Source organism: Vibrio sp. CCB-PB317 (assembly GCF_022808245.1).
Classification (GTDB): Bacteria; Pseudomonadota; Gammaproteobacteria; order Enterobacterales; family Vibrionaceae; genus Vibrio; species Vibrio diabolicus.
Window position 1 is genome coordinate 118,096 of the sequence record NZ_JALGNU010000004.1, and the last position, 23,999, is coordinate 142,094.

The 23,999-nt window shown below is 45.5% G+C and carries 20 protein-coding genes; 17 read left to right on the forward strand and 3 right to left on the reverse strand.

Annotated elements, in window-relative coordinates; all coding sequences use genetic code 11:
• Positions 1–180 precede the first annotated feature (180 nt).
• The 8 genes from tsaE (at position 181) to hflC (ending at position 9,333) form a co-directional block, all read left to right on the forward strand.
• Positions 181–645, forward strand: coding sequence for a tRNA (adenosine(37)-N6)-threonylcarbamoyltransferase complex ATPase subunit type 1 TsaE (tsaE, locus tag MTR11_RS22800; RefSeq protein WP_005395381.1), 465 nt, complete (start codon positions 181–183; stop codon positions 643–645).
• Positions 639–2,354 (forward strand): LysM peptidoglycan-binding domain-containing protein, encoded by a 1,716-nt coding sequence (locus MTR11_RS22805; protein ID WP_005395379.1) that lies wholly within the window; start codon positions 639–641, stop codon positions 2,352–2,354. The genes tsaE and MTR11_RS22805 overlap by 7 nt, the downstream gene beginning before the upstream one ends.
• A gap of 18 nt (positions 2,355–2,372) precedes the next feature.
• Positions 2,373–4,385, forward strand: a complete 2,013-nt coding sequence (gene mutL, locus MTR11_RS22810; RefSeq protein ID WP_243328452.1) for a DNA mismatch repair endonuclease MutL — start codon at positions 2,373–2,375, stop codon at positions 4,383–4,385.
• Entirely contained in the window at positions 4,382–5,314 is a 933-nt protein-coding gene (miaA, locus tag MTR11_RS22815) for a tRNA (adenosine(37)-N6)-dimethylallyltransferase MiaA (protein WP_005395375.1), read from the forward strand. Before mutL ends, miaA begins: the two co-directional genes overlap by 4 nt.
• A 193-nt stretch (positions 5,315–5,507) precedes the next feature.
• Positions 5,508–5,771, forward strand: a complete 264-nt coding sequence (gene hfq, locus MTR11_RS22820) for an RNA chaperone Hfq (RefSeq protein WP_005381379.1) — start codon at positions 5,508–5,510, stop codon at positions 5,769–5,771.
• Between the two features lie 38 nt (positions 5,772–5,809).
• Positions 5,810–7,099, forward strand: a complete 1,290-nt coding sequence (gene hflX, locus MTR11_RS22825; protein ID WP_005381380.1) for a ribosome rescue GTPase HflX — start codon at positions 5,810–5,812, stop codon at positions 7,097–7,099.
• A gap of 45 nt (positions 7,100–7,144) precedes the next feature.
• Positions 7,145–8,350 (forward strand): FtsH protease activity modulator HflK, encoded by a 1,206-nt coding sequence (gene hflK / locus MTR11_RS22830; RefSeq protein ID WP_005395374.1) that lies wholly within the window; start codon positions 7,145–7,147, stop codon positions 8,348–8,350.
• Positions 8,351–8,352: 2 nt separating this feature from the next.
• Positions 8,353–9,333, forward strand: a complete 981-nt coding sequence (gene hflC / locus MTR11_RS22835; RefSeq protein WP_005395373.1) for a protease modulator HflC — start codon at positions 8,353–8,355, stop codon at positions 9,331–9,333.
• 62 nt (positions 9,334–9,395) lie between these two features.
• On the opposite strand, the gene MTR11_RS22840 is transcribed toward hflC, so the two are convergent.
• Positions 9,396–9,581, reverse strand: coding sequence for a DUF2065 domain-containing protein (locus MTR11_RS22840; RefSeq protein WP_005381383.1), 186 nt, complete (start codon positions 9,579–9,581; stop codon positions 9,396–9,398).
• 172 nt (positions 9,582–9,753) lie between these two features.
• Here MTR11_RS22840 and MTR11_RS22845 point away from each other — a divergent pair, with 172 nt between their 5' ends.
• Together MTR11_RS22845 and motX are read left to right on the forward strand one after the other, a co-directional pair.
• Positions 9,754–11,070, forward strand: a complete 1,317-nt coding sequence (locus MTR11_RS22845) for an adenylosuccinate synthase (protein WP_005395372.1) — start codon at positions 9,754–9,756, stop codon at positions 11,068–11,070.
• Positions 11,071–11,289: 219 nt separating this feature from the next.
• The gene (motX, locus tag MTR11_RS22850; RefSeq protein ID WP_005387944.1) at positions 11,290–11,925 is read left to right on the forward strand and encodes a flagellar protein MotX; all 636 of its coding nucleotides are present in this window, start codon (positions 11,290–11,292) and stop codon (positions 11,923–11,925) included.
• Between the two features lie 84 nt (positions 11,926–12,009).
• Here the strand turns inward: motX and hmpA are convergent, their stop codons facing one another.
• Positions 12,010–13,194: an NO-inducible flavohemoprotein gene (gene hmpA, locus MTR11_RS22855; protein WP_170903561.1), complete on the reverse strand. Its 1,185-nt coding sequence runs from the start codon at positions 13,192–13,194 to the stop codon at positions 12,010–12,012.
• 157 nt (positions 13,195–13,351) lie between these two features.
• Between hmpA and nsrR the strand changes: the two genes are divergently transcribed.
• The 5 genes from nsrR (at position 13,352) to trpS (ending at position 19,132) form a co-directional block, all read left to right on the forward strand.
• Positions 13,352–13,777: a nitric oxide-sensing transcriptional repressor NsrR gene (gene nsrR, locus MTR11_RS22860; RefSeq protein ID WP_005387939.1), complete on the forward strand. Its 426-nt coding sequence runs from the start codon at positions 13,352–13,354 to the stop codon at positions 13,775–13,777.
• A gap of 115 nt (positions 13,778–13,892) precedes the next feature.
• A complete protein-coding gene (gene rnr / locus MTR11_RS22865) occupies positions 13,893–16,397 on the forward strand; it encodes a ribonuclease R (protein WP_243328453.1) in 2,505 nt (834 codons plus the stop codon).
• Between the two features lie 70 nt (positions 16,398–16,467).
• Complete coding sequence (rlmB, locus tag MTR11_RS22870; RefSeq protein WP_005395369.1) at positions 16,468–17,214, forward strand: 23S rRNA (guanosine(2251)-2'-O)-methyltransferase RlmB; 747 nt, start codon at positions 16,468–16,470, stop codon at positions 17,212–17,214.
• A gap of 99 nt (positions 17,215–17,313) precedes the next feature.
• Positions 17,314–18,000, forward strand: a complete 687-nt coding sequence (locus MTR11_RS22875; protein ID WP_005395368.1) for a phosphoglycolate phosphatase — start codon at positions 17,314–17,316, stop codon at positions 17,998–18,000.
• 115 nt (positions 18,001–18,115) lie between these two features.
• On the forward strand, positions 18,116–19,132 hold the full coding sequence (gene trpS / locus MTR11_RS22880; protein WP_243328454.1) for a tryptophan--tRNA ligase: 1,017 nt from the start codon (positions 18,116–18,118) through the stop codon (positions 19,130–19,132).
• Between the two features lie 55 nt (positions 19,133–19,187).
• On the opposite strand, the gene MTR11_RS22885 is transcribed toward trpS, so the two are convergent.
• A complete protein-coding gene (locus tag MTR11_RS22885; protein WP_012841336.1) occupies positions 19,188–19,562 on the reverse strand; it encodes a hypothetical protein in 375 nt (124 codons plus the stop codon).
• Between the two features lie 546 nt (positions 19,563–20,108).
• Between MTR11_RS22885 and MTR11_RS22890 the strand changes: the two genes are divergently transcribed.
• Both MTR11_RS22890 and MTR11_RS22895 read left to right on the forward strand, forming a co-directional pair.
• Positions 20,109–23,063, forward strand: coding sequence for an ExeM/NucH family extracellular endonuclease (locus MTR11_RS22890; protein ID WP_243328455.1), 2,955 nt, complete (start codon positions 20,109–20,111; stop codon positions 23,061–23,063).
• Positions 23,064–23,238: 175 nt separating this feature from the next.
• Positions 23,239–23,826: an aminodeoxychorismate/anthranilate synthase component II gene (locus tag MTR11_RS22895; protein WP_005397690.1), complete on the forward strand. Its 588-nt coding sequence runs from the start codon at positions 23,239–23,241 to the stop codon at positions 23,824–23,826.
• Positions 23,827–23,999: the final 173 nt, after the last annotated feature.

A 23,999-nucleotide genomic window follows, 5' to 3' on the forward strand; every position in this document is an offset into this window, starting at 1 on the left:
TGAAGTCATTTGCATATATTCTAAATCTAGGTCGATACTAAGGTGATTAAGATACCGTTCCTTGGATACTTTTTTCGCACATATGACATTTGAAAGCTTGTCTCTCAAAACCAACACGGTTTACTATTCCTGTTCTTTTGATTTTTATATAGTCAACGATCATTAGTTAGAGAAGCATCAATGAGCACGAAACAATTCAATTTAAAAGATGAGCACGAAACGGTTGCACTAGGTACCGCTCTGGCTCACCTTTGTTCGCAACAAACCACAATTTATCTGCATGGTGATTTGGGTGCAGGTAAAACAACCTTTAGTCGTGGTTTTGTCCGTGCTCTTGGCCATCAAGGTAACGTGAAAAGCCCAACTTATACTCTAGTCGAACCGTATCAGTTGGATCAGTGGCAAGTGTACCATTTCGATCTTTATCGTCTTGCGGATCCTGAAGAGCTTGAGTTCATGGGGATTCGAGATTACTTCACAGATGATGCAATTTGCTTGGTTGAATGGCCTGAAAAAGGGCATGGTTTGTTGCCACAACCGGATCTTGATGTGAACATTCGCTACCAAGGTGAGCAGCGTGTAGCCGAACTAACAGCTAATAATGATTATGGTGTGCAGTTACTCAGTCGATTGGAGCTATGTTGAGTTTTTCAAATTTTAGAGTAGTGGCGACGTTTGTCGCCACTTTTCTCCTTCTCATCCCCAATTTAGCATTTGCTAACGTCGTTAAGAGTTTTCGAGTTTGGCCTTCTCCTGATGAAACGCGTGTTGTCATCGATTTAGGCTCGGAAGCTGACTATTCCTATTTCTCTTTATCCGGACCGGATCGTCTTGTCGTGGATTTAAAAAGCACGACCATGCAGGCCAAACTGCCTGTTACTGTTACGGACAGCCCGGTTTTAAAGCTAGTTCGAAAAAGCTCTCCGCCAGAGAAGGGCACCTATCGTTTGGTGTTTGAACTGAAAAAGAGCGTTCAAGCGGAATTGTTTAAATTAAGCCCAACACCTGGCGGGCAATATGGTCACCGTTTGGTGATTGACCTGCCGCACGGTAAGAAAGCATCGACTTCAGCCTCTAAACCGAGCAAGCCAGCGGCGACCAGTAAAGACATGAGTTCAGTTCAACGAGCTCAAGAAGTCTTGATCGTTATCGACCCTGGTCACGGTGGTGAAGATCCTGGCTCTATTGGCCCTTCACGCCGTAAGTATGAAAAAGATGCAGTATTAAGTATTTCACGAAAAATCGCCGCTCAGCTCGATGCTACGCCTGGGATTAAAACGCGTATGACACGTACCGGAGATTACTTTGTGAATCTAAACCGTCGTGTGGCCATTGCCCGTGAAAATGATGCGCACTTACTGATTTCCATTCACGCTGATGCGTTTACCTCACCGAAGCCTCGCGGAGGTTCGGTTTTCGTACTGAATACTCGTCGTGCAAATACTGAAATTGCTCGCTGGGTTGAGAACCATGAGAAACAATCTGAAATATTAGGTGGTTCGGGTAATGCGTTCTTCACTAAGACCAAAGATCGTAACGTGAACCAAACTTTGTTGGACTTGCAGTTTAGTCATTCACAAAAAGAAGGATATAAGCTGGCAACAGAAATCCTTGGTGAGATGGGACGTGTTGCGCACCTGCATAACACCAAACCGATTAATACTAGCCTTGCTGTTTTACGCTCTCCGCAGATTCCGTCTGTATTAGTGGAAACGGGCTTTATTTCTAACCCAACAGAAGAGCGGTTGCTGTTTCAACGAGCGCACCAGGATAAGTTAGCTCAGGCGATCACTAAGGCGGTCGTTAAGTACTTAAAAGATAATCCACCAGAGGGTACGGTATTCTCGCCTTCAGCGAAGCCAATAGTGCATACCGTAAAACGTGGCGAGTCGTTATCGGTGATTGCGAATAAATATGGGCTTAGCTCTAAAGCGCTGATGTCGGCAAACAACTTGAAGTCGACTGGATTAGCAATTGGTCAGAAGCTCAAAATCCCTTCTGCTGGCACGATTAAAGTGCCAAGTAAACCGATTACTGTTGAGACAGAAACCATTATTCACAAGGTTAAGTCAGGTGAGTTCTTAGGTAAGATCGCGAGTCACTATAAAGTGAAGGTTTCAGATATCCGCCGTGAGAACAACCTGAAGTCAGATACCTTGTGGGTAGGACAAAAGTTGAAGATAACAGTCGCTGTCAAAGATAAGCCGATCCGTAAGCACAAAGTTTCTCGAGGTGAATACCTTGGTAAAATAGCGTCCAAATACGGCGTCAGCGTTTCGAGCATTCGTAAAGCGAACAACTTACGCTCTGATCAGCTGGCGGTTGGGCAAGTTCTTATCATTCCAAACAAGTAGGTGAGCTTTTAACTCATTATGACGATTAAAATTTTGCCAGCTAGACTTGCAAACCAAATCGCAGCAGGGGAAGTGGTCGAAAGACCAGCCTCTGTGATTAAAGAACTGGTTGAAAATAGTCTTGATTCTGGCGCAACTCGAATCGATATCGATATCGAGAAAGGAGGAGCAAAGCTGATTCGTGTTCGTGATAACGGCAAAGGTATCGCGAAAGATGAACTCGGCTTGGCGCTCAGTCGTCATGCTACATCTAAGATACATACCTTGGATGATCTTGAAGCCATCATGAGTCTAGGTTTTCGCGGTGAAGCGTTAGCCAGTATTAGCTCAGTCTCGCGTTTGACGCTCACATCGCGTCCTGCGGCACAAGAAGAAGCCTGGAGTGCCTACTCCGAAGGGCGTGATATGCAGGTGAAGCTTAAGCCTGCAGCGCACCCGATTGGTACGACTGTTGAGGTGTTGGATTTATTTTTTAATACTCCAGCGCGTCGCAAGTTTCTTCGTACGGAGAAAACAGAATTTGCTCATATTGATGAGTTATTGAAACGCATTGCGTTAAGTCGCTTTGATGTCACCATCAATGTGCGTCATAACGGCAAGATCATCCGTCAATATCGCGCGGCGAAAAATCAGCTTCAAACCGAAAAACGTATTGCAGCTGTCTGCGGTAACGCGTTTGTTCGACACATGCTCAGAATAGAGCTTGAGCATCAAGGGTTAAAGCTACATGGGTGGATTACCACACCAGAGGGAGCCAGGCAGCAAAGCGATTTACAATATTGCTATGTGAATGGCCGAATGATGCGTGACAAATTAATCAATCACGCGATTCGTCAAAGCTATGAAATGAGCTTAAAGCCAGATCAGTTTGCTGCGTATGTGCTCTTTATTGAGCTAGATCCGCACCAAGTAGATGTGAATGTTCACCCTGCTAAGCATGAAGTGCGCTTTCACCAAGCTCGCTTAGTGCATGATTTCATCTATCAAGCTTTGGCGGATGCACTTGCGCAAAGCGCCGTGATTGATAAACCACAGGTTAATGAATCCGCATTTCATCGTGTGGAACCGACTGAGTCCGAAGAGGTTGAGCATTCGCCTGAGCCTGAAAAATTGCAAAGGCCGACACCTTCACCAGTTCCAGAGCGTGTTTATCAAGCGATAGAGAGTACACCGGCTTATCCTGGACGCAGTGATTATGAAGTTAAACCTCGCGATCGCAGTCCTAGGGATACTTCCGTGCGAGAAGCTCGCGTTGCGGACTCGTTCAAGCGTACTGATTGGGTGGAATCCAAACCAGCACCAAAGCCGAATCACAATAAAGAGCGCCATGTTGAGCCAGCACCAAGCAAGCAAGAAGTGCGCGCTTATCACGAGTTGTTGAAAACGCCAGAGTTTGAGTCTCAACCCGTAACGCCGATAGAGCCCCAAAAGGCAACTTCGAATGCATCACTTCCATCGATTAATGCATTAGGCAAAGCGCTAGTGATGGTCGATGAGCAATTTGTTTTGATGAGCAGTGACAGTGGGGCGGCGTTAGTCTCGTTACCTAGAGCGGAATTTTATCGTGTAAAAGGGCAGCTCACTCCAAGCGATGGCGCGCTTAAAGCACAACCTCTACTCGTTCCTCTATCTATTAAGTTAGAGGCCGAGTTAGTGAAGCTGGCTCAAGATTATCAACAAGATTTGGCGTTACTTGGCATTCAATTGAAAGCGAGAAATGAGCAAGCCTTAATGGTGATGGGCGTTCCCGCGCCGCTACGTCAACAAAACTTACAAAATCTAGTACCAGATCTGTTATCTTACGCGCAATCTTGTGTGAAGGAAGGTATAGCAACGGCTCAGATGCTGTCTGAGTTGATAGATTGGCTCGCATTGCAGGTCACGACAGTGAAGAGTCATTATACTTTTTCTGAAGCAATTCAAATTATTGCGGAACTTGAACAGCTAAGAGATGGTCAATTGCCATTAGAGGATACAAAATTCGTATCCGCTGTTGATTTCTCTGCCACGATAGCCAAATTAAAACCATGACAGATAAACTACCTTTGGCGCTATTTTTAATGGGGCCAACAGCATCAGGCAAAACTGAGTTGGCGATTCGTCTTCGTCAAAAGTTCCCGGTTGAGATCATCAGTGTTGATTCTGCTTTGATCTATAAAGGGATGGATATCGGTACGGCGAAACCGGATGAAAAAGAGTTAAGTTTAGCGCCTCATCGCTTGATTGATATTTTGGATCCGAGCGAATCTTACTCTGTAGCCGACTTTCGTCGTGATGCATTGAAAGCGATGGATGATATTGTTGCAGAAGGAAAAATTCCACTCTTAGTGGGTGGGACAATGCTGTATTATAAGGCGCTACTTGAAGGTTTATCCCCACTTCCTGCTGCAAATCCTGAAATTCGTCAGCAAATTGAACAAGAAGCATTGACTAAAGGTTGGTCAGTGTTGCACGATGAACTCAAAGAGGTTGATCCTGTGTCAGCAGCGAGAATCCATCCCAATGATCCCCAACGTTTATCTCGGGCATTGGAAGTTTTTCGTATTTCAGGTAAAACTTTGACTGAATTGACTCAAACGAAAGGTGAAAGCCTGCCATACCGAGTCAAGCAGTTTGCAATAGCTCCCAAGGATAGGGCAGAACTTCACCGTCGAATTGAACTTCGTTTCGAAAAGATGATGGAAGCGGGCTTTGAAGAAGAAATGAAAGCGCTACATTCGCGAAAAGATCTTCACCCCGATCTTCCTTCCATACGATGCGTCGGTTACCGACAGATGTGGGAGTATTTAGATGGGGAGTGTACACGTGACGAAGCAGTATTTCGTGGCGTATGCGCGACTCGTCAATTGGCCAAGCGTCAAATCACCTGGTTACGCAGCTGGGATGACTTAACTTGGTTGGATAGCGAGAACATTGAACAGGCATTAGAAACGATGTCGGAAGCAATAGCATCTGATTGACATAGCTGTGTATAATGTGATCGTTTTTGCGTGAACGCACTCTCAAAGGATCTGTTGTTGGCGGTTTTTATACTATGCTGCTAATTACTTAGAGTGCATTTTTGATTCGTTTAGCTCAGATGCAAAAGCAGTATCTTTTGCATTGCACCACTAGCTAAATAATTACAACTACAAATTAAATAAGGAAAATAAAATGGCTAAGGGGCAATCTCTACAAGACCCATTTCTAAACGCGCTACGTCGTGAGCGTATCCCGGTATCTATCTACCTTGTGAATGGTATTAAACTACAAGGTCAGATCGAATCGTTCGATCAATTTGTGATCCTGCTGAAGAATACTGTTAACCAAATGGTGTACAAGCACGCGATCTCAACAGTTGTGCCGGCTCGTCCAGTGAGCCATCACAGCGGTGAACGTCCACAAGGTGAGCGTCCACAAGAGAAATCAGAAGATTAATTCTTCATCGAGTATTTTTAAAATAAGGAGTTGATTGCTTGTTTGACCGTTATGAATCCGGTGAGCGAGCCGTACTTGTTCATATCAACTTCACGCAAGAAGGTGAATGGGAAGATCTGGCTGAGTTCGAAATGCTGGTTTCTTCTGCTGGGGTAGAGGCGCTACAAGTGGTAACTGGTAGTCGTCAATCCCCACACCCGAAATACTATGTCGGAGAGGGTAAGGCCCAAGAGATTGCTACTGCGGTACAGTCGACAGGTGCCGAAATTGTGATTTTTAATCACGCCCTCTCTCCTGCCCAAGAACGTAACCTCGAAGCACTGTGCCAATGTCGAGTTCTCGACCGCACTGGTCTTATTCTCGATATCTTTGCTCAACGAGCTCGAACACACGAAGGTAAGCTACAGGTAGAGCTGGCTCAACTTCGTCATATCTCTACTCGTTTGATTCGTGGTTGGACGCACCTTGAAAGGCAGAAAGGGGGGATTGGTTTACGTGGCCCGGGTGAAACCCAGCTGGAAACCGACCGTCGCTTATTGCGTGACAGAATCAAAGCCATCCTGCGACGCTTAGACAAAGTAGCGAAGCAGCGTGAACAAGGGCGCCGCGCCCGAAATCGAGCTGAAATCCCAACGGTTTCACTCGTGGGTTACACCAACGCGGGTAAGTCGACACTCTTCAACCGTATTACAGAAGCTGGCGTGTATGCCGCTGATCAACTATTTGCTACTTTGGACCCGACTTTACGTAAGATAGAGTTAGCAGATGTTGGGCCTGCCATTTTGGCTGACACGGTTGGTTTTATTCGACATTTGCCTCACGACTTGGTAGCGGCCTTCAAGGCAACCTTGCAGGAAACGCAAGAAGCTGACATTTTGTTACATGTTGTTGATGCCAGTGATGAGCGTTTTCGTGAGAATATTCAAGCTGTTCATGAAGTACTAGAAGAGATCGACGCACATGAAGTGCCGACTCTGGTTGTCATGAACAAAATCGACAATCTAGATTCGCAGAAACCACGTATAGAACGAGACGAGGAAGGCGTACCTCGCGCAGTTTGGGTTTCAGCAATGGATGGGTTGGGCATTGATGTCCTGTTTGAGGCACTGACGGAACGTCTGGCGTCACAAATGGTCGAGCATCAGTTGCGAATTCCTCCACAGTATCAAGGACGATTCCGTAGTACCTTCTTCCAAATGAAGTGTATTCAACGTGAGGAATATGACCAGGATGGTAACTTGTTGATCGATATTCGAATGCAGCAAGTAGATTGGTCTAGACTTGAAAAAAGAGAAGGGGCAGTTTTGACTGGCTTTATAGTCACTTAAAGGACTGCTACAGTATAACGTCATATCAAATGATGGAGCTTTCTAATGGCGTGGAATGAGCCTGGAAATAACAACGGCAACAATGGCCGCGATAATGACCCTTGGGGTAATAATAATCGTGGTGGCCAGCGTCCTGGTGGCCGAGATCAAGGTCCGCCAGATTTAGATGAAGTGTTCAATAAACTGAGTCAAAAACTGGGTGGCAAGTTTGGTAAAAAAGGCGGCGGTGGTTCTCCAATCGGCGGCGGTGGTGGTAGTGCAATTGGCTTTGGCGTGATTGCTCTTATTGCTGTTGCAGTTTGGTTCTTCGCTGGTTTTTACACCATCGGTGAAGCAGAGCGTGGTGTTGTGCTGCGTTTAGGTAAATACGATCGTATCGTAGACCCAGGCCTTAACTGGCGCCCTCGTTTTATTGATGAATACGAAGCGGTAAACGTACAAGCGATTCGTTCACTACGTGCATCTGGTCTAATGCTGACTAAAGATGAAAACGTCGTAACAGTCGCGATGGATGTTCAGTACCGAGTGACTGACCCGTACAAATACTTGTACCGTGTAACCAATGCAGACGATAGCTTGCGTCAAGCAACGGATTCTGCACTACGTGCAGTAATTGGTGACTCATTGATGGATAGCATTCTAACCAGTGGTCGTCAGCAAATTCGTCAAACTACGCAAGAAACACTGAACCAAATCATTGATAGCTATGATATGGGTCTGGTACTTGTTGACGTAAACTTCCAGTCTGCGCGTCCACCAGAGCAAGTGAAAGATGCGTTTGATGATGCAATCGCAGCTCGTGAGGATGAAGAGCGTTTCATCCGTGAAGCAGAAGCTTATAAAAACGAGATTCTGCCGAAGGCAACGGGTCGTGCTGAACGTTTGAAGAAAGAAGCACAAGGTTACAATGAGCGTGTAACTAACGAGGCTCTTGGTCAGGTAGCACAGTTCGAAAAACTACTACCAGAATACCAAGCGGCACCAGGTGTAACGCGTGACCGTCTGTACATTGACGCAATGGAAGAAGTGTACTCAAGCACTTCGAAAGTGTTGATTGACTCGGAATCAAGCGGCAATCTTCTGTACCTTCCAATCGATAAGTTGGCGGGCCAAGAAGGTCAGGCAGACACAAAACGTAAATCGAAGTCATCTTCAACCTACGATCAAATTCAACTGGAGTCTGAGCGTACACAAGAAGACACTTCGAACACGCAGTCTCGTTCAACAGGTTCACGTCAAGGGAGATACTAAGAATGCGTAAGTTAATGATCCCTGTATTGGTAATCGCACTGGCATTAATGTTGATGTCTCTGTTTGTGATTCCTGAAGGTGAACGCGGTATCGTGGTTCGATTTGGTCGTGTTCTTAAAGACAACAACGACATCACTCGAATTTACGAGCCTGGTTTGCATTTCAAGATGCCTCTGTTTGACCGTGTGAAACAACTTGATGCACGTATCCAAACGATGGATGGCCGTGCAGACCGTTTCGTAACGTCTGAGAAAAAAGACGTTATTATTGATACCTACGTGAAGTGGCGTATTGAAGACTTTGGTCGTTACTACCTAGCAACAGGCGGTGGTAATTCGCTAACGGCGGAGGCACTACTTGAGCGTAAAGTAACGGATGTGCTTCGTTCTGAAATCGGTGCTCGTGAAATCAAACAGATTGTATCTGGTCCACGTAACGATGATGTACTACCAGAAGATGCAAGTGCAGATGTTGTCGCAACTGAAGCGGCACGTGAAGCGCTTGAGATTGATGGTGAACGTGACCTAATTATGTCTGAAGTATTGAAAGACACGCGTGAAAGCGCGATGAAAGACTTGGGTGTTCGTGTTGTTGATTTCCGCATGAAGAAAATCAACCTGCCTGATGAAATCAGTGAGTCTATCTACCGTCGTATGCGTGCAGAGCGTGAGTCTGTAGCTCGTAAGCACCGTTCTCAAGGTCGTGAGAAAGCGGAAGTTATTCGTGCTCAAGCTGAGCTAGAAGTAGCCACCATTCTAGCTGAAGCTGATAAGACTGCTCGTGTAACACGAGGTGAAGCGGATGCAGAAGCAGCGAAGATTTATGCTGAAGCATACAACAAAGACCCTGAATTCTTTAGCTTCCTACGTTCGCTACGTGCGTATGAGAAGTCCTTCAGCTCTAAGAGCGATATCCTGGTACTTGATCCGAAGAGTGAGTTCTTCCAATACATGAACCAGTCGAAGGGCGGCATGGAGAAATAATCTCAGCGTCAAATGAAACAAAAGGCTCCTTAGGGAGCCTTTTTTGTATCTGATGCTAAGTGCTAGCTCATCATTATGGCGATTACGGCTCCAGCAACCACTAGGCAGCCACCGATGCGTCGTAGCTGATTGTTGGGCTGTTCACTTAATTGAGCCACCATATTCCGCCAACCGTTTGGAGCAATGAGTGGTCCAATGCCTTCCACGATCAGGACGAGCCCAATCGCCAACCATATGGATTCAGACATACCGCTTTCCAGTCGAATAAAGAAAACTAAATACTATCAGTGATATGCTGATTTCAAAATGAGCAAAGCAGCAAGATGACATTCTGGTAGCAACTCTGTGAACAAAAAATGACTGCAAGAAGCGTGATTCGGTGCTAGAATCCATTTTTAACTAGCAATCAGACTTGGAAAGATGGGAAATAACGTAGTCGTTCTAGGCACCCAATGGGGTGACGAAGGTAAAGGTAAAATCGTAGACCTTTTAACTGAAGATGCAAAATACGTGGTACGCTACCAAGGCGGTCACAACGCAGGTCATACTCTCGTAATTGACGGTGAAAAAACCGTTCTTCACTTAATTCCATCAGGTATCCTTCGCGATAACGTAAAATGTGTTATCGGTAACGGTGTTGTACTATCACCTGAAGCTCTACTTAAAGAAATGAAACCTCTTGAAGAGCGCGGTATTCCAGTACGCGAGCGTCTTTTCATTTCTGAAGCATGTCCGCTAATTCTTCCTTACCACGTTGCAATGGACCAAGCTCGCGAAATCGCTCGCGGTAAAAAAGCTATCGGTACAACAGGTCGTGGTATCGGTCCAGCATACGAAGATAAAGTTGCTCGTCGCGGTCTACGCGTTGGCGACCTATTCGATATGGAATCGTTCGCTGAGAAGCTAAAAGAAGTCATGGAGTTCCATAACTTCCAACTCGTTAACTTCTACAAAGCGGAACCAGTAAGCTACGAAGCTGTGCTTGAAGAAGCAAAAGGCTACGCAGAGCTACTTACTTCAATGGTTATCGACGTAACTGACGAACTAGACGCAGCACGTAAGCGCGGCGATAAGATCATGTTCGAAGGTGCACAAGGTACGCTACTTGATATCGACCACGGTACTTACCCATACGTAACGTCTTCTAACACGACTGCTGGTGGTGTTGCTGCAGGTTCAGGTTTTGGTCCTCGTCACATCGGTTACATCTTGGGTATCGCGAAAGCGTACTGTACTCGCGTTGGTGCAGGTCCATTCCCGACAGAACTATACGATGGTCTAGATAAGCAAGATCCAATTGGTAAGCACTTAGGTGAAGTTGGCCACGAGTTCGGTGCAACAACTGGTCGTCTACGTCGTACTGGTTGGTTCGATGCTGTTGCTATGCGTCGTGCAATCCAAATCAACTCTGTATCTGGTTTCTGTCTAACTAAACTAGACGTACTAGATGGTCTAGAAGAGCTAAAAATCTGTACTGGTTACAAGATGGAAGATGGCTCTGTGCTAGAAGTTTCTCCGATGGCTGCTGAAGCATTCGAAAAAGCAACGCCAATCTACGAAACAATGCCTGGTTGGTCTGAGAACACATTCGGTGCTAAAGCGCTAGAAGATCTACCACAAGCGGCTCTTAACTACATCAAGCGTATTGAAGAGCTAACAGGTGTGCCTGTAGATATCATTTCAACAGGTCCTGACCGCAACGAAACTATCATCAAGGTTCATCCATTCGAAGCTTAATTGATAGTCGTTAAAGATTGCAAAAGCCGACCTTCTGGTCGGCTTTTTTGTATCTGAACAAAAAACGGCAGTGATTCTCATATGGCAAATTTTTGCCGCTGAGTCTAAGTCAGAGGCAAAAATTGTCTAAAGCTTAGCTGGTTTTTGCCGATAAGGTTATCAAGCAGAGGAGATCCTTCATCGATCTTTGGTTTCTTAGATACCTTAAAGAGTACGTTTATGAAGTTACGAACAGTGGCTGCTTCACTGTTATTGACCTTGGTAGCTACCACAGCGAAAGCCAATGTTGCTGATGTGGGGGCGCCAGTTCCTATCTACACCGAAGCAGAGCTGATAAAGCTTATTGAGCAAAATAAGCACTTACAACGTGTGCGCGCTGATAACTGCCAGCTGGTGGAGGATATCGTTGCTCGTGCGACTCGAATTAACTTGCCCGCTTATGAATTTCTGTACGGCGACATGTTGGCGTGGGGTGTGTGTGTCGAGCAAGATGTCGAACTAGGCCTTTACTACATCGAAAATGCAGCACATCAGGGATTACCTGCCGCGCTAGAGCAGATTGGTCGATACTATTCGCGTGGCACTTTAGTGCAGCAAGATAAAGAGCGAGCGATTCCTTACTTGCGAGAAGCCGCCTCAATGGGAAACCTAAATGCGCGTATTCATTTAGCCGAATTGCTCCTGCGTGATTACGGCAGCCCACTTGATTACGAAGATGCGTATCGTTGGTTATATAACTCTGTCACAGCAGATAAGCGGCAGCATAAGCGTATCACTGTATTGAGAAATGGCCTTGAGCAGCGCATGCCACAAAACGTTATTGCTCGAGCTAAACGGCGAGATACCTTTTGGTAACGTCTTATCAAGGCAAACAACTTCATACAACAAAGCCCACATAATGTGGGCTTTGTTGTTTTCCCGAAGAGTAATCTTGAGCGATTAAACGACTTTGTGTGGACCGAAGCATTCGTAATGGAATTGCTCTTGTGGTACGCCAAGTTCTAATAGTTGTTTCGCTACGTGCTGCATGAACCCGACAGGGCCACAGAAGTACACCTGCACGTTATCTTGCTTTAATGCGGCTTCAATTTCATACAGATTGACAAAACCCGTGAAGTGGAAGTCTTCACCTAGCTTGTCTTCTGCCGTTGGGTGGTTATACCAAACGAGCGCGTTCATGTTTTCTTTCGCCGCGACTAGTTGGTTCACGTGTTGCTTGAAAGCATGCTGTTGACCATTTTCTGTTGCATGAACCCAAGTTACAGGTGCTTGATGTACTGAGAGACTTTCTAGCATGGACAGCGTTGGCGTAAGTCCTACACCTGCAGAAATTAGAACAACGGGTGTTTGTGGTTCGGCATCCATAAAGAAATCACCGGCAGGGGCGGCAAGCTGCACTTTTTCGCCAATGTTCAGGTTATCGTGCAGGAAGTTCGATACTTTTCCGCCTTCTTCACGTTTTACTGAGATACGGTAGGTGTTCTCTTGGACCGCAGAAGATAGGCTATATTGGCGAATTTCTTGGTTTTCTAACTGGTCACTGTTGATATAGATGCCAAGATATTGTCCCGGTTTATACGGTGCCACTTTTTGGCCATCGGTTGGCTTAAACACAAAGCTGCAAATGTGTTCGCTCTCGATTTGTTTATCGACTAATTCAAATTCGCGTAGACCGCGCCAACCGCCTTCCAAAGCTTCATTTTGTTGGTAAATTTGTTCTTCGCGCTGAATAAATACATTCGCAAGTACGCCGTAAGCCTCAGCCCAAGCATCCAACACTTCTTGACCTGGATTAAATAACTCATCAATCGTCGCAAGTAGATGTTTACCAACGATTTGGTACTGATCTTCTGTGATCAAAAAGCTCGTGTGTTTATGCGCAATTTTTTCTACTGCGCCAAGTAGGGCTGGCAAATTTTCAATATTGGCAGCATAGGCGCAGATGGCGTTGAATAGCGCTTCACGCTGATCGCCGTTACGCTGGTTACTCATATTAAAAATATCTTTCAACTCTGGGTTATGAGTAAACATACGTTCGTAAAAGTGCGCGGTCAGTTTTGGTCCCGTTTCGGCGATAAGTGGTGCGGTCGCTTTGACGATCTCGATGGTTTGATTGCTGAGCATATGGGCTTCCTACTTTAAGTTGTATTTATAATGCATGTTTAAAGTTGTATCTCAAATGTATCTTTCGATCAAGAAAAGATTTACACTTTTATCGATAGCTCAAGTTTGGCGTTTTAGTGTCACCAGCGAGTTATTGAATCGCACTTTGGGAGAGAATATGCAGTTAACGAGCTTTACTGATTATGCGTTGAGAACCTTAATTTTCTTGGCTTCGTTGCCGGAAGATGAGTTAACTAATATCACTGAAGTGACGGATTTATTTGGTGTGTCACGTAACCATATGGTCAAAGTTATCAACCGTTTAGGGCAATTAGGCTATGTCCACACCGTGCGTGGAAAAAACGGTGGTATTCGGCTGATGAAACCTGCTTCTGAAATCACAGTAGGTGGTGTCGTGCGAGATTTAGAGCCGTTAGATTTGGTCAATTGCGGCGTAGATTTTTGCCATATTACCCCTGCCTGTCGCCTCAAAGATAAATTGGCAAAAGCAAAAAGTGCCTTTTTGGCGGAGCTGGATGATTGCACGATCGAATCCTTGCTGAGCGACAATTCTGAGTTGTTGATCTTACTGGCTCGTCCTTAACTCATTTGCACGTCTAGAGTCGATCTCGATCATTCTTTTTTCAAAGCAATTCTGTAGCTTATCGAGAGACTCAGATATACTAGCCATATACCTTCCTTGCTAGATAGGCGTGCCTATGTCAGACAATATTCCAAACGATCCTTTTGCAGATCGTGAATCCAAAAATTACGAAAATCCAATTCCAAGCCGAGAGTTTATCATCGAGTTTCTAGAGCAAGCGGGCGTTCCAATGAATCGCAATGACTTGTTTGAGGCACTAAAGCTTGAGGGCGAAGAGCAATACGAAGGGTTGCGTCGTCGGCTACGTGCGATGGAGCGAGATGGTCAACTGGTGTTTACCCGCCGTCAGTGCTACGCATTGCCTGAAAAACTTGAAATGGTGAAAGGTTACGTGATTGGTCATCGTGATGGCCACGGTTGGGTGCGTCCAGAAGGCAGCGTCGGCAAGGATGATGATATTCTGTTACCGCACCATCAAATGAAGAACATCATCCACGGTGACTTTGTTTTAGTGCAACCTACAGACAACAGCAAGCGCGGTCGTCGTGAAGGGCGCTTGGTTCGAGTGTTAGAGGAGCGTAATGATCAAATCGTCGGTCGTTTCTTCCTCGAATATGGTTATTCCTATGTTGTCCCTGATGACTCGCGTATCAGCCAAGATATTCTGATCCCAAATGAGCACAAAGCGGGTGCACGCATGGGTAACGTGGTCGTGATTGAAATTACTGATCGTGGCTCACGCTCACGTGGCATGATGGGGAAAGTGGTTGAAGTACTTGGTGAAAATATGGCACCAGGTATGGAAACGCAAATTGCGATTCGTACACACCAAATTCCTCACGAGTGGCCAGAGGCCGTCGATAAACAAATCGAAAACTTAGGCGAAGAAGTACCAGAAGAAGCCAAAGTTGGTCGTGTGGATCTACGTGATCTACCACTTGTGACCATTGACGGCGAAGACGCACGAGACTTTGATGATGCCGTTTACTGTGAAAAGAACAAAGAAGGTGGTTGGCGTTTATGGGTAGCGATTGCTGACGTCAGTTACTACGTTCGTCCTGACTCTGCGTTGGATAAAGAAGCGATCAATCGTGGTAACTCAGTATATTTCCCGTCGCAAGTTGTGCCAATGTTGCCAGAAGTACTATCGAACGGCCTATGTTCGCTTAACCCGCAAGTAGATCGCTTGTGTATGGTGTGCGAAATGACCATTTCTGATACAGGTAAGCTGTCTGGTTACAAGCATTACGAGGCGGTGATGAACTCGCACGCTCGTCTCACATATAGCAAAGTGAGCGCGATTCTAGAAGGGGATGAAGAACTACGTGAGCGCTACCAGCCGCTTGTTTCTCATCTAGAAGAGTTGCACAAGATGTACAAAGTGCTGAAAGAAGCACGAGATCAACGCGGTGCAATCGAATTTGAAACCGTTGAAACCAAATTTATCTTCAATGCGGAACGTAAAATCGAAAGCATTGAGCCAGTAATTCGTAATGACGCGCACAAGATCATCGAAGAATGTATGATTTTAGCCAACATTGCTTCGGCATCGCTGGTAGAAAAAGCGAAAGAGCCTGCGCTCTATCGTATCCACGAATCTCCAGGTGAATTACGCCTGCAAGGTTTCCGAGACTTCTTAAGTGAACTTGGTCTTGAGCTAAAAGGTGGTCTAGAGCCTTCACCAACGGACTATGCTGATCTCGCACGTCAAATCTCTGGGCGTCAAGATCAAGAGTTGATTCAAACCATGCTGCTGCGCTCAATGAAGCAAGCGGTATACAACGCAGATAACGCGGGGCACTTTGGATTGGCACTGAAACGCTATGCGCACTTTACGTCGCCAATTCGTCGTTACCCTGACTTGTTACTTCACCGTGCAATCAAGTATCTGATTGCTAAAGAAGAAGGTCGTAATCAAGATCGCTGGACACCAACAGGTGGCTATCATTACTCGTTTGACGACATGGATTTTTACGGCGAACAATGTTCGATGACAGAGCGCCGTGCTGATGATGCAACACGTGATGTTGCGGATTGGCTGAAGTGTGAATACATGCAAGACCACGTCGGTGACGAACTAGACGGTGTTATTGCTAATGTCACTAGCTTTGGCTTCTTTGTACGTTTAACGGATTTGCACATCGATGGTTTGGTGCATATTTCTACCCTTGCGAACGACTACTATCAATTTGACCCGATTGGTCAACGACTTATTGGTGAAAGTTTCGGTAACATCTACCGCTTAGGCGATGCAGTAAAAGTAAAAGTACTGGCTGTTAACCTCGATGATAAGCAAATTGACTTTGAATTGGTCGAAACAAGTCGTAAGCTACGCGGCGAAGGTAAGACTGCGAAGAAACGCGCAGCGGAAGCAAAACGCAAAGCGAAAGATAAAAAACGCGCTGCGACTCGCTCTTCATCGAAAGAAGGTGGCGCGGCTCGTGCAGTTCCTGCGATAGAGCCAACTAAACGCCCAGAAGAAACGGGCGCAGTGAGTAAGCGCAATGGCCCCAAACGTGATGACGCCGAAGGCAAAAAGAAGCCTAAAGTGAAAAAAGCACGTAAAAAAAAGCCACACAGTAAGCCGAAGAAAACCAAGCGCACTAAAAAAGAAGCGTAGTAGGCTGAAGCGCCAGCTCAGTTCAAACTCAGCTGGCGCAGGCAATACGACCCGAACAACAGGTTAAACAATGAGTAACGAATTTATCTACGGCATTCACGCAGTGAAAGCGGTATTGGAGCGCGAACCAGAGCGTTTTATCGAGGCATACGTTTTAAAAGGTCGTCAAGATGATCGCCTAATGCCAATCCTAAATGATCTTCAGGTTTGTGGTGTCTCTATTCAACAAATGACGCGTAAAACACTGGATGACAAAGCGCGTGGTGCAAATCACCAAGGCATCATTGCTCGCGTAAAACCAGCAAAACAGCTGAACGAGAACGACATTGATGACATCTTAGCGCAGCATGAATCACCGCTACTGTTAGTGCTGGATGGTGTGACGGACCCGCACAACCTTGGTGCGTGTTTGCGTAACGCAGATGCGGCAGGCGCTGCGGCGATCATCGTACCGAAAGATCGTTCTGCACCAATGAATGCCACGGTAAGTAAAGTAGCATGTGGCGCTGCAGAGGTTGTGCCTTTGATTCGTGTAACCAACCTTGCACGTACAATGCGTACGCTACAGGAAAAAGGGATTTGGTTTGTGGGTACGGCTGGTGAAGCTACGCACGACATTTATCAAGCTAAGCTTACTGGTCCTCTTGCTATCGTGATGGGTGCTGAAGGTGATGGTATGCGTCGTCTTACTCGCGAAACCTGCGATGATTTAATTAAGATCCCTATGGCGGGCAGTGTATCAAGCTTGAACGTATCAGTGGCTTCTGGTATCTGTTTGTTTGAAGCGGTTCGTCAGCGTTTGGCTGCCCAAAAATAAGGCGAGCACACTAAGCGTCGCTGAGTGTGACACTGAGTGACATCAAGATTAAGCACACAGGATGGGGAACCATCCTGTGTTATTTTAGCTAGGGAATTTATGACCCAACAAGATATTAAATTGATTGCTTTTGATCTGGATGGAACACTGCTTGATAGCGTGCCAGATCTTGCCGTAGCGGCCGATCAAGCAGTTCAGGCGTTAGGCTATCCTTCTGTATCAGAAGAGCAGGTGCGTGATTACGTTGGTAATGGTGCTGATATATTGATTGGACGTGCATTAAGCCAAAGCATGACCATCAGCAGTGATTTGAGTGATGAGCTGCGTGCTAAAGCGCGTGAGCTGTTTGATGAATACTACAAGCAAAGCGGCCATAAGCTAAGTCACCTTTACCCAACAGTAAAAGAGACGCTTGAAGAGCTACACCAAGCTGGTTTTACGATGGCGATTGTGACGAACAAGCCCTCGAAATTCGTACCAGAAATTCTAGAGCAGCATGACATCGCCAAGTACTTCGTAGACGTATTAGGTGGTGACGCGTTTCCAGAGAAAAAACCAAACCCGGTGGCGCTGAACTGGCTAATGGAAAAGCACCAGGTAAAACCAGCAGAGATGTTGATGGTTGGGGATTCGAAAAACGATATCTTGGCGGCGAAAAATGCGGGTTGTGCTTCATTTGGTTTAACTTACGGTTATAACCACGGCGAGCCCATTTCAGCTTCGAACCCTGACGTAGTGGCGAACCGCCTCGCGGAATTACTGGAAGTCGTCGCTGTTTCTGCATAACGGCAACAAAAGATCTTCCAAAATACTTGTTAATGAGTACACTGAGTAAACCGTGCGCTAAAAGCCGCACGGTTTTTCATTTTAATTAGATTACGAAGTCAAAGGAATCATTCTAATGAGCAAACCCATTGTATTGAGTGGTGTTCAACCGTCAGGTGAACTAAGTATCGGTAACTACTTGGGTGCTCTACGTCAATGGCAGCAGATGCAAGACGATTATGATTGCCAATACTGTGTAGTAGACCTTCATGCGATTACGGTTCGTCAGGATCCTAAAGCACTGCATGAAGCGACATTAGACGCACTGGCAATTTGTCTGGCAGTTGGTGTTGATCCGAAGAAGAGCACGCTATTTGTTCAGTCACACGTACCAGAGCATGCTCAACTTGGTTGGCTTCTTAACTGTTACACGCAAATGGGTGAGCTGAGCCGTATGACTCAGTTTAAAGACAAATCGGCACGTTACGCAAATGACGTAAACGTGGGGCTGTTTGATTACCCTGTGTTGATGGCAGCAGATATTTTGCTTTACGGCGCACAACAAGTGCCAGTTGGTAGCGACCAGAAACAGCATCTTGAGTTAGCACGTGATATCGCAACGCGTTTTAACAACATCTACTCACCAGAGAGTCCGATTTTTACCGTTCCTGAGCCGTACATTCCAACAGTCAATGCACGTGTGATGAGTCTTCAAGACGCGACGAAGAAAATGTCGAAGTCAGATGATAACCGTAAGAACGTGATTACTCTGCTTGAAGAGCCAAAGTCGATCATCAAGAAGATCAACAAGGCGCAAACAGACACCGAAACCCCACCAAGCATTCGCCATGATATCGAGAACAAAGCGGGTATCGCGAACCTAATGGGACTTTACTCTGCGGCGACAGGAATGAGCTTTGAAGATATCGAAGCCAAGTACAAAGGCGTAGAAATGTATGGTCCATTTAAGAAAGATGTTGGCGAGGCGGTTGTAGCAATGCTGGAGCCAATTCAAGCAGAATACCATCGTATTCGCGCTGATCGTGCTTACATGGATGAGGTAATGCAGCAAGGTGCAGAAAAAGCATCGGCTCGCGCTGCTGAAACGCTGAAGAAAGCATACAAAGCGGTAGGCTTTGTCGCTCGCCCATAGTCGCTAAGAATCGATTACAAAAAGCTCCACGTTGGTGGAGCTTTTTTTATACTTTTTACTGGAATGGCGTGTCTTTCATGCAACGTTCCATATCGTAATATTCAACACGTCCTCGAGCACCTAAAAAGGCGGACTTCACCACCATGCCTCTATCAATGAAGTAACTGAGCTGCACGCATGATATATCGTAGCTAAGTTCTTTAATTCTTGCTGGGATCCAGTAGGTTCCTGGTGTTCTTAGACGCTGGGTAAAAGTAATAACACCCTCGTCACTGACCTCTAACTCTTCAATTCCATCCAGCTCATTTTTGGCTGATTCGATGATGTTTTGATTCGCGGTAGGTTGAAGTGGCTCACTGGCGGTCAATTGACATCCCGTTATCAAGCCAAGTAAGAAGAGAGCTAGCGCACTGCGTTGAATTTTTTTCATTTATCGTTCCTGGGTTTACAGCTAATGAGATCTTAATGTCTCGCTCAGGTGTTATATATTTTGTGTATGAATTTGGCTAGTGAATAAGGAGAAGTTATTGAGCAAATGATGAAAATTTTGAAGTATAAGGGTCATGCGTAAGAAAAAGCCAAGCGAATAATAGGTGACTTAAGTTTAGACATGGCTATAAAAATGAAAATCACAGCTTTCTAAATTAGTGATTAATTATATTTTCATTTATAACAAAGTGAGCTTGGTTAATAAGCCACTTCACGAGCGATGTATTTTCTACTCCTTAACATGAAGTGAAAAAATAAACTGAGTAATTAATCTAAATTTTGATTTGTTTATCAATAGCGTTCTGTATTTATTACAAAAAATGTTTGAATGGGATGTTCTGGCATATTTTCTTACATTCACATGTGATTCATTTCACGGCTTTAATTGCTCATTCTTATTTATTTCATAAATAAACCTGATAGTAGACGCAAATGGTAGGCTCTGATCAGAGCTAAGTTTGCATTTACATAAATATCAGGTATGACAATGGACACGTTAATCAAACCCTCAATACTCGCACTAACCATCGCCTGTGCACTTAGCGCAAACGCGAACGCAGAGATTATTATTTCCCAGTATGTGGAAGGCGGCGCTTATAATAAAGCGGTCGAGATCGCCAATACAGGTGATACTGCGGTGACACTCACAGGCTATGAATTAGCAAAATCTTCGAATGGTGGCGGCTCGTGGGGCAGCACTCTTGATCTTAGTGACGTAACGTTACAAGCGAAGCAAGTGTATGTGCTTGCTCATGGCGATGCGAGCGAAGCAATAAAGGCGGTTGCGGATTACACTGATAAAAATGTAGCGAACTTTAACGGCGACGATCCGTTGGCACTTCTTAAAGATGGGGAAGTGCACGATATATTAGGTGTGATGGGGGACGTGGATTTCGCTAAAGACACCACGTTAGTTCGTAACAGTGATGCGCTTACACCTTCAACTACCTACCAATCCACTCAGTGGACAGCCTTAGCCAAAGATAATATTGATGGTTTAGGGGAATTAAATACAACTGAGCCACCTGCGCCATTTGCTTGTGAAGTAGATGGACAAGAACCAGCCTTTACCACCATCCAAGAGATTCAAGGTGAAGGTGCTTCTTCTCCATTTATTGATGGCTACCCTTACATCACGACCGAAGATCACTTCGTAACTGGTGTGGTCAGTGCGGTAACAACAGGCTTAACTAAAGGCTTCTACCTGCAAGCACTTGAGAATGATGGCAACGACAAGACATCTGAAGGTTTGTTTATTCACACCGATGTTGCAGATACAGAGCTGAAAGCTGGTGATGTTGTTTGTGTGAAAGGGAAAGTACAAGAGTACTACAGCAACACTCAGCTTTCTTCTGATGCAAACAGTTATGTAAAAACAGGCACATCAAACGCCTCTTTGGTTACTCCGTTAACGATTAAGGAAGGGGAAACACTACGTGATGCACTAGAGCGTCATGAAGGTATGCAAGTTGAGCTCAGCTCGGCTAGCGAACTTTTCGTTACTCGTAACTTTTCTTACGATTATGACTCTCGACGCAACAACATGATGTTGTCTCATGAAGCACCGTTGTTTAAGCCGACTCAATTGCATGCAGCAGAGAGTGACGCTGCGGTTGCCCTTGCCAAAGAGAATGCGGCCAACCGTATTTACTTGGAATCGGATAGCAAAGCGCCAAATGGTCAAATCCTATATTTCCCAACGTTTGCACAAGATCTTGACCAAAATGGCTCTTCAGAGCAGCACATTCGCCTAGGCTCTCGTGTCGAAGGCCTGCAAGGTGTTGTGGCTTACAGCTACAACGAGTACCGCCTAATTGCGACCAATGAAGTTGATAGCAGCAACTTTGTCACGTCAGGTGATGACTTTGACGTTGCGCGTAAAGCGGCGCCAGCCATAGCCGATTCTGATTTACGAGTGGCGAGCTTTAACGTTCTTAACTACTTCACTTCGGTTGCTGACAGCGGGCACGACAACCCAACCGGGCAAAATCGTGGCGCAACAAACCTTGATGAGTTCTTGATCCAGCAAGCGAAAATCGTTTCAGCGATGAATAAGATGGACGCGGACATCATTGGCTTGATGGAAGTGGAAAACAACGGCTTTGGTGATGGTAGTGCTATCCAAAACTTGGTTGATGCTTTAAACGCTGAGATTGATGACGTGGAAGATCATTACACGTATGTCGAAATCGAAGAGCAAGACAAATACCAAGAGGAATACTTTGGCAGTGATGCGATCATGGTTGCGATCTTATATCGTGCTAACGCAGTAACACCAAAAGAAGCAGCAAAAGTCATTGTGACGCCAGAGCAACACATTGCAGAGAACACCATTACTCGTAAAGAGGGCACTGAAAGTAACCCTGCATACGACAAATATCAACGCCATAGCTTATTACAGACCTTTACAGTGAAAGAGACTGGCGACGATCTTTCAGTGGTCGTGAACCACTTTAAATCGAAAGGTTCTGAATGTATTGAAGAGTGGATTGCTGGTGTAGAAGACTCAGAACCAGTGGATCTGCAAGGTAACTGCAACAACTTCCGTGTTTCTGCTGCGAAAGTCGTTGGTGAAGCGCTGAAAGATATTGATGGCGATGTGCTCGTCATGGGCGATTTGAACGCTTACGGCAAAGAAGATCCGTTACTTACCCTCACTGATTACTCACAAGAGAAATACGGCCGTGATATCTACACTGCCGCTTACACAACCATTGGTGGCGGTGAGCTTCAAGTAGAGAAAACCAAGATTGAAAAAGGCTACGGCCTACACAATTTAAACACCTTGCTGCATGGCGCTGATACGTTCTCGTACACCTATTCAGGTGAGTTGGGGAACTTGGACCATGCATTGGCAAGCAGCAGTTTAGCGCAAAAAGTGGTGGCGATTGAAGATTGGCACATCAACTCACTAGAAAGTAACTTGTTTGAATATAGCAGCAAATACACGGGTGACATGCCGAAGTACAAAGATGCGTTCTCAGCGTCTGATCATGATCCAGTGATTATTGCTATTGATTTGCCAGATGATGATATCGATTTACCGAAAACGGGTGAAAACTTAGCTATTGATGTACGTCTACCACCAACTGCGGTTGCGGGCGATATTGTGACAGTGAACTTAACAGCATCCACACAAGCGGCCGCGACAAGCAGTGATGCAAAAGTTTACTCGGCTAGCCAAACCTTGACTCAAACTGACATTGACGCACGCAGCGTGAATATTGAGTTTGAACAAGCGCCAGAACAAGGTAATTACCAGTTAGAAGAGAAAGTGACAGACTCGACAGGCAACGTCGTTAAGTTTAGCTCTGTTCGTGATGTCTCAATGACGCAAACTGAAACGGATGCAGGAGGTTCTAAGGATTCAGATGGTGGTTCGTTTGGTTTTGGCGCGCTACTCGCGATGCTAGGACTTGGCTTAGTACGTCGCCGCAACTAAGCTTTTATCTCCTAAAATACAGCTGTAAAGACCAAAGGCCAGCCGATGCTGGCCTTTTTATTGCACAAAGACTTGCCTTTCTAGTTTGGTGTTGCAAAATACCGCCCTTAATTGTCGCAAACCAGACAATCATCTCTTAAGTCTTGCCTAAACGGATTGGAGCAGCTGACACTCTATGTTGTTGATCATCGATAACTACGATTCTTTCACTTACAACCTCTACCAATACTTTTGCGAGCTTGGCGCTAGTGTAAAAGTCGTGCGTAACGATGAAATTGACATTCAAGGGATTGAAGCGTTGAACCCAACTCACTTGGTAATCTCACCTGGACCGTGTACGCCAAACGAGGCAGGTATCTCTCTACAAGCTATAGAATACTTCGCTGGTAAGCTTCCAATATTGGGTGTTTGCCTTGGTCATCAAGCGATAGCGCAAGTGTTTGGTGGGGAAGTCGTGCGCGCCCGACAAGTGATGCATGGGAAAACGTCACCTATTCGTCACAATGGTCGCAGTGTGTTTAAAAACCTGAATAACCCACTCACCGTAACCCGTTATCACTCTCTCGTGGTGAAAAACGGTACGTTACCCGATGTGTTTGAACTGACCGCATGGACTGAGCTGCCGGATGGAAGTATGGACGAAATCATGGGTTACCAACATAAAACCCTGCCAATTGACGCAGTGCAGTTTCACCCAGAATCGATCAAAACAGAGCAAGGTCACGAGTTGCTTGCGAACTTTTTAGCACGTAAGGCGATCTGATCGCGATCACTTTTCTTAACAAATCATTCATCTTTTTGCCGAGGTGAGTGGATTGCAAAACTATGCGGTTCATTCTGGCCTCTTTGTCTATTCATGTCTTTTTAAACCTTCTATCCCCTGTATTACATAACATTTATAAAAAATCGCTTCTCTATTTTACTTTCTTGATGCAT

What these genes read in the sequence shown, in the direction of transcription:
- tsaE (WP_005395381.1), top strand. Translation starts at nt 181, where the DNA reads ATGAGCACGAAACAATTCAATTTAAAAGATGAGCACGAAACGGTTGCA.
- MTR11_RS22805 (WP_005395379.1), top strand. Translation starts at nt 639, where the DNA reads ATGTTGAGTTTTTCAAATTTTAGAGTAGTGGCGACGTTTGTCGCCACT.
- mutL (WP_243328452.1), top strand. Translation starts at nt 2,373, where the DNA reads ATGACGATTAAAATTTTGCCAGCTAGACTTGCAAACCAAATCGCAGCA.
- miaA (WP_005395375.1), top strand. Translation starts at nt 4,382, where the DNA reads ATGACAGATAAACTACCTTTGGCGCTATTTTTAATGGGGCCAACAGCA.
- hfq (WP_005381379.1), top strand. Translation starts at nt 5,508, where the DNA reads ATGGCTAAGGGGCAATCTCTACAAGACCCATTTCTAAACGCGCTACGT.
- hflK (WP_005395374.1), top strand. Translation starts at nt 7,145, where the DNA reads ATGGCGTGGAATGAGCCTGGAAATAACAACGGCAACAATGGCCGCGAT.
- hflC (WP_005395373.1), top strand. Translation starts at nt 8,353, where the DNA reads ATGCGTAAGTTAATGATCCCTGTATTGGTAATCGCACTGGCATTAATG.
- MTR11_RS22840 (WP_005381383.1), bottom strand. Translation starts at nt 9,581, where the DNA reads ATGTCTGAATCCATATGGTTGGCGATTGGGCTCGTCCTGATCGTGGAA.
- MTR11_RS22845 (WP_005395372.1), top strand. Translation starts at nt 9,754, where the DNA reads ATGGGAAATAACGTAGTCGTTCTAGGCACCCAATGGGGTGACGAAGGT.
- motX (WP_005387944.1), top strand. Translation starts at nt 11,290, where the DNA reads ATGAAGTTACGAACAGTGGCTGCTTCACTGTTATTGACCTTGGTAGCT.
- hmpA (WP_170903561.1), bottom strand. Translation starts at nt 13,194, where the DNA reads ATGCTCAGCAATCAAACCATCGAGATCGTCAAAGCGACCGCACCACTT.
- nsrR (WP_005387939.1), top strand. Translation starts at nt 13,352, where the DNA reads ATGCAGTTAACGAGCTTTACTGATTATGCGTTGAGAACCTTAATTTTC.
- rnr (WP_243328453.1), top strand. Translation starts at nt 13,893, where the DNA reads ATGTCAGACAATATTCCAAACGATCCTTTTGCAGATCGTGAATCCAAA.
- rlmB (WP_005395369.1), top strand. Translation starts at nt 16,468, where the DNA reads ATGAGTAACGAATTTATCTACGGCATTCACGCAGTGAAAGCGGTATTG.
- MTR11_RS22875 (WP_005395368.1), top strand. Translation starts at nt 17,314, where the DNA reads ATGACCCAACAAGATATTAAATTGATTGCTTTTGATCTGGATGGAACA.
- trpS (WP_243328454.1), top strand. Translation starts at nt 18,116, where the DNA reads ATGAGCAAACCCATTGTATTGAGTGGTGTTCAACCGTCAGGTGAACTA.
- MTR11_RS22885 (WP_012841336.1), bottom strand. Translation starts at nt 19,562, where the DNA reads ATGAAAAAAATTCAACGCAGTGCGCTAGCTCTCTTCTTACTTGGCTTG.
- MTR11_RS22890 (WP_243328455.1), top strand. Translation starts at nt 20,109, where the DNA reads ATGGACACGTTAATCAAACCCTCAATACTCGCACTAACCATCGCCTGT.
- MTR11_RS22895 (WP_005397690.1), top strand. Translation starts at nt 23,239, where the DNA reads ATGTTGTTGATCATCGATAACTACGATTCTTTCACTTACAACCTCTAC.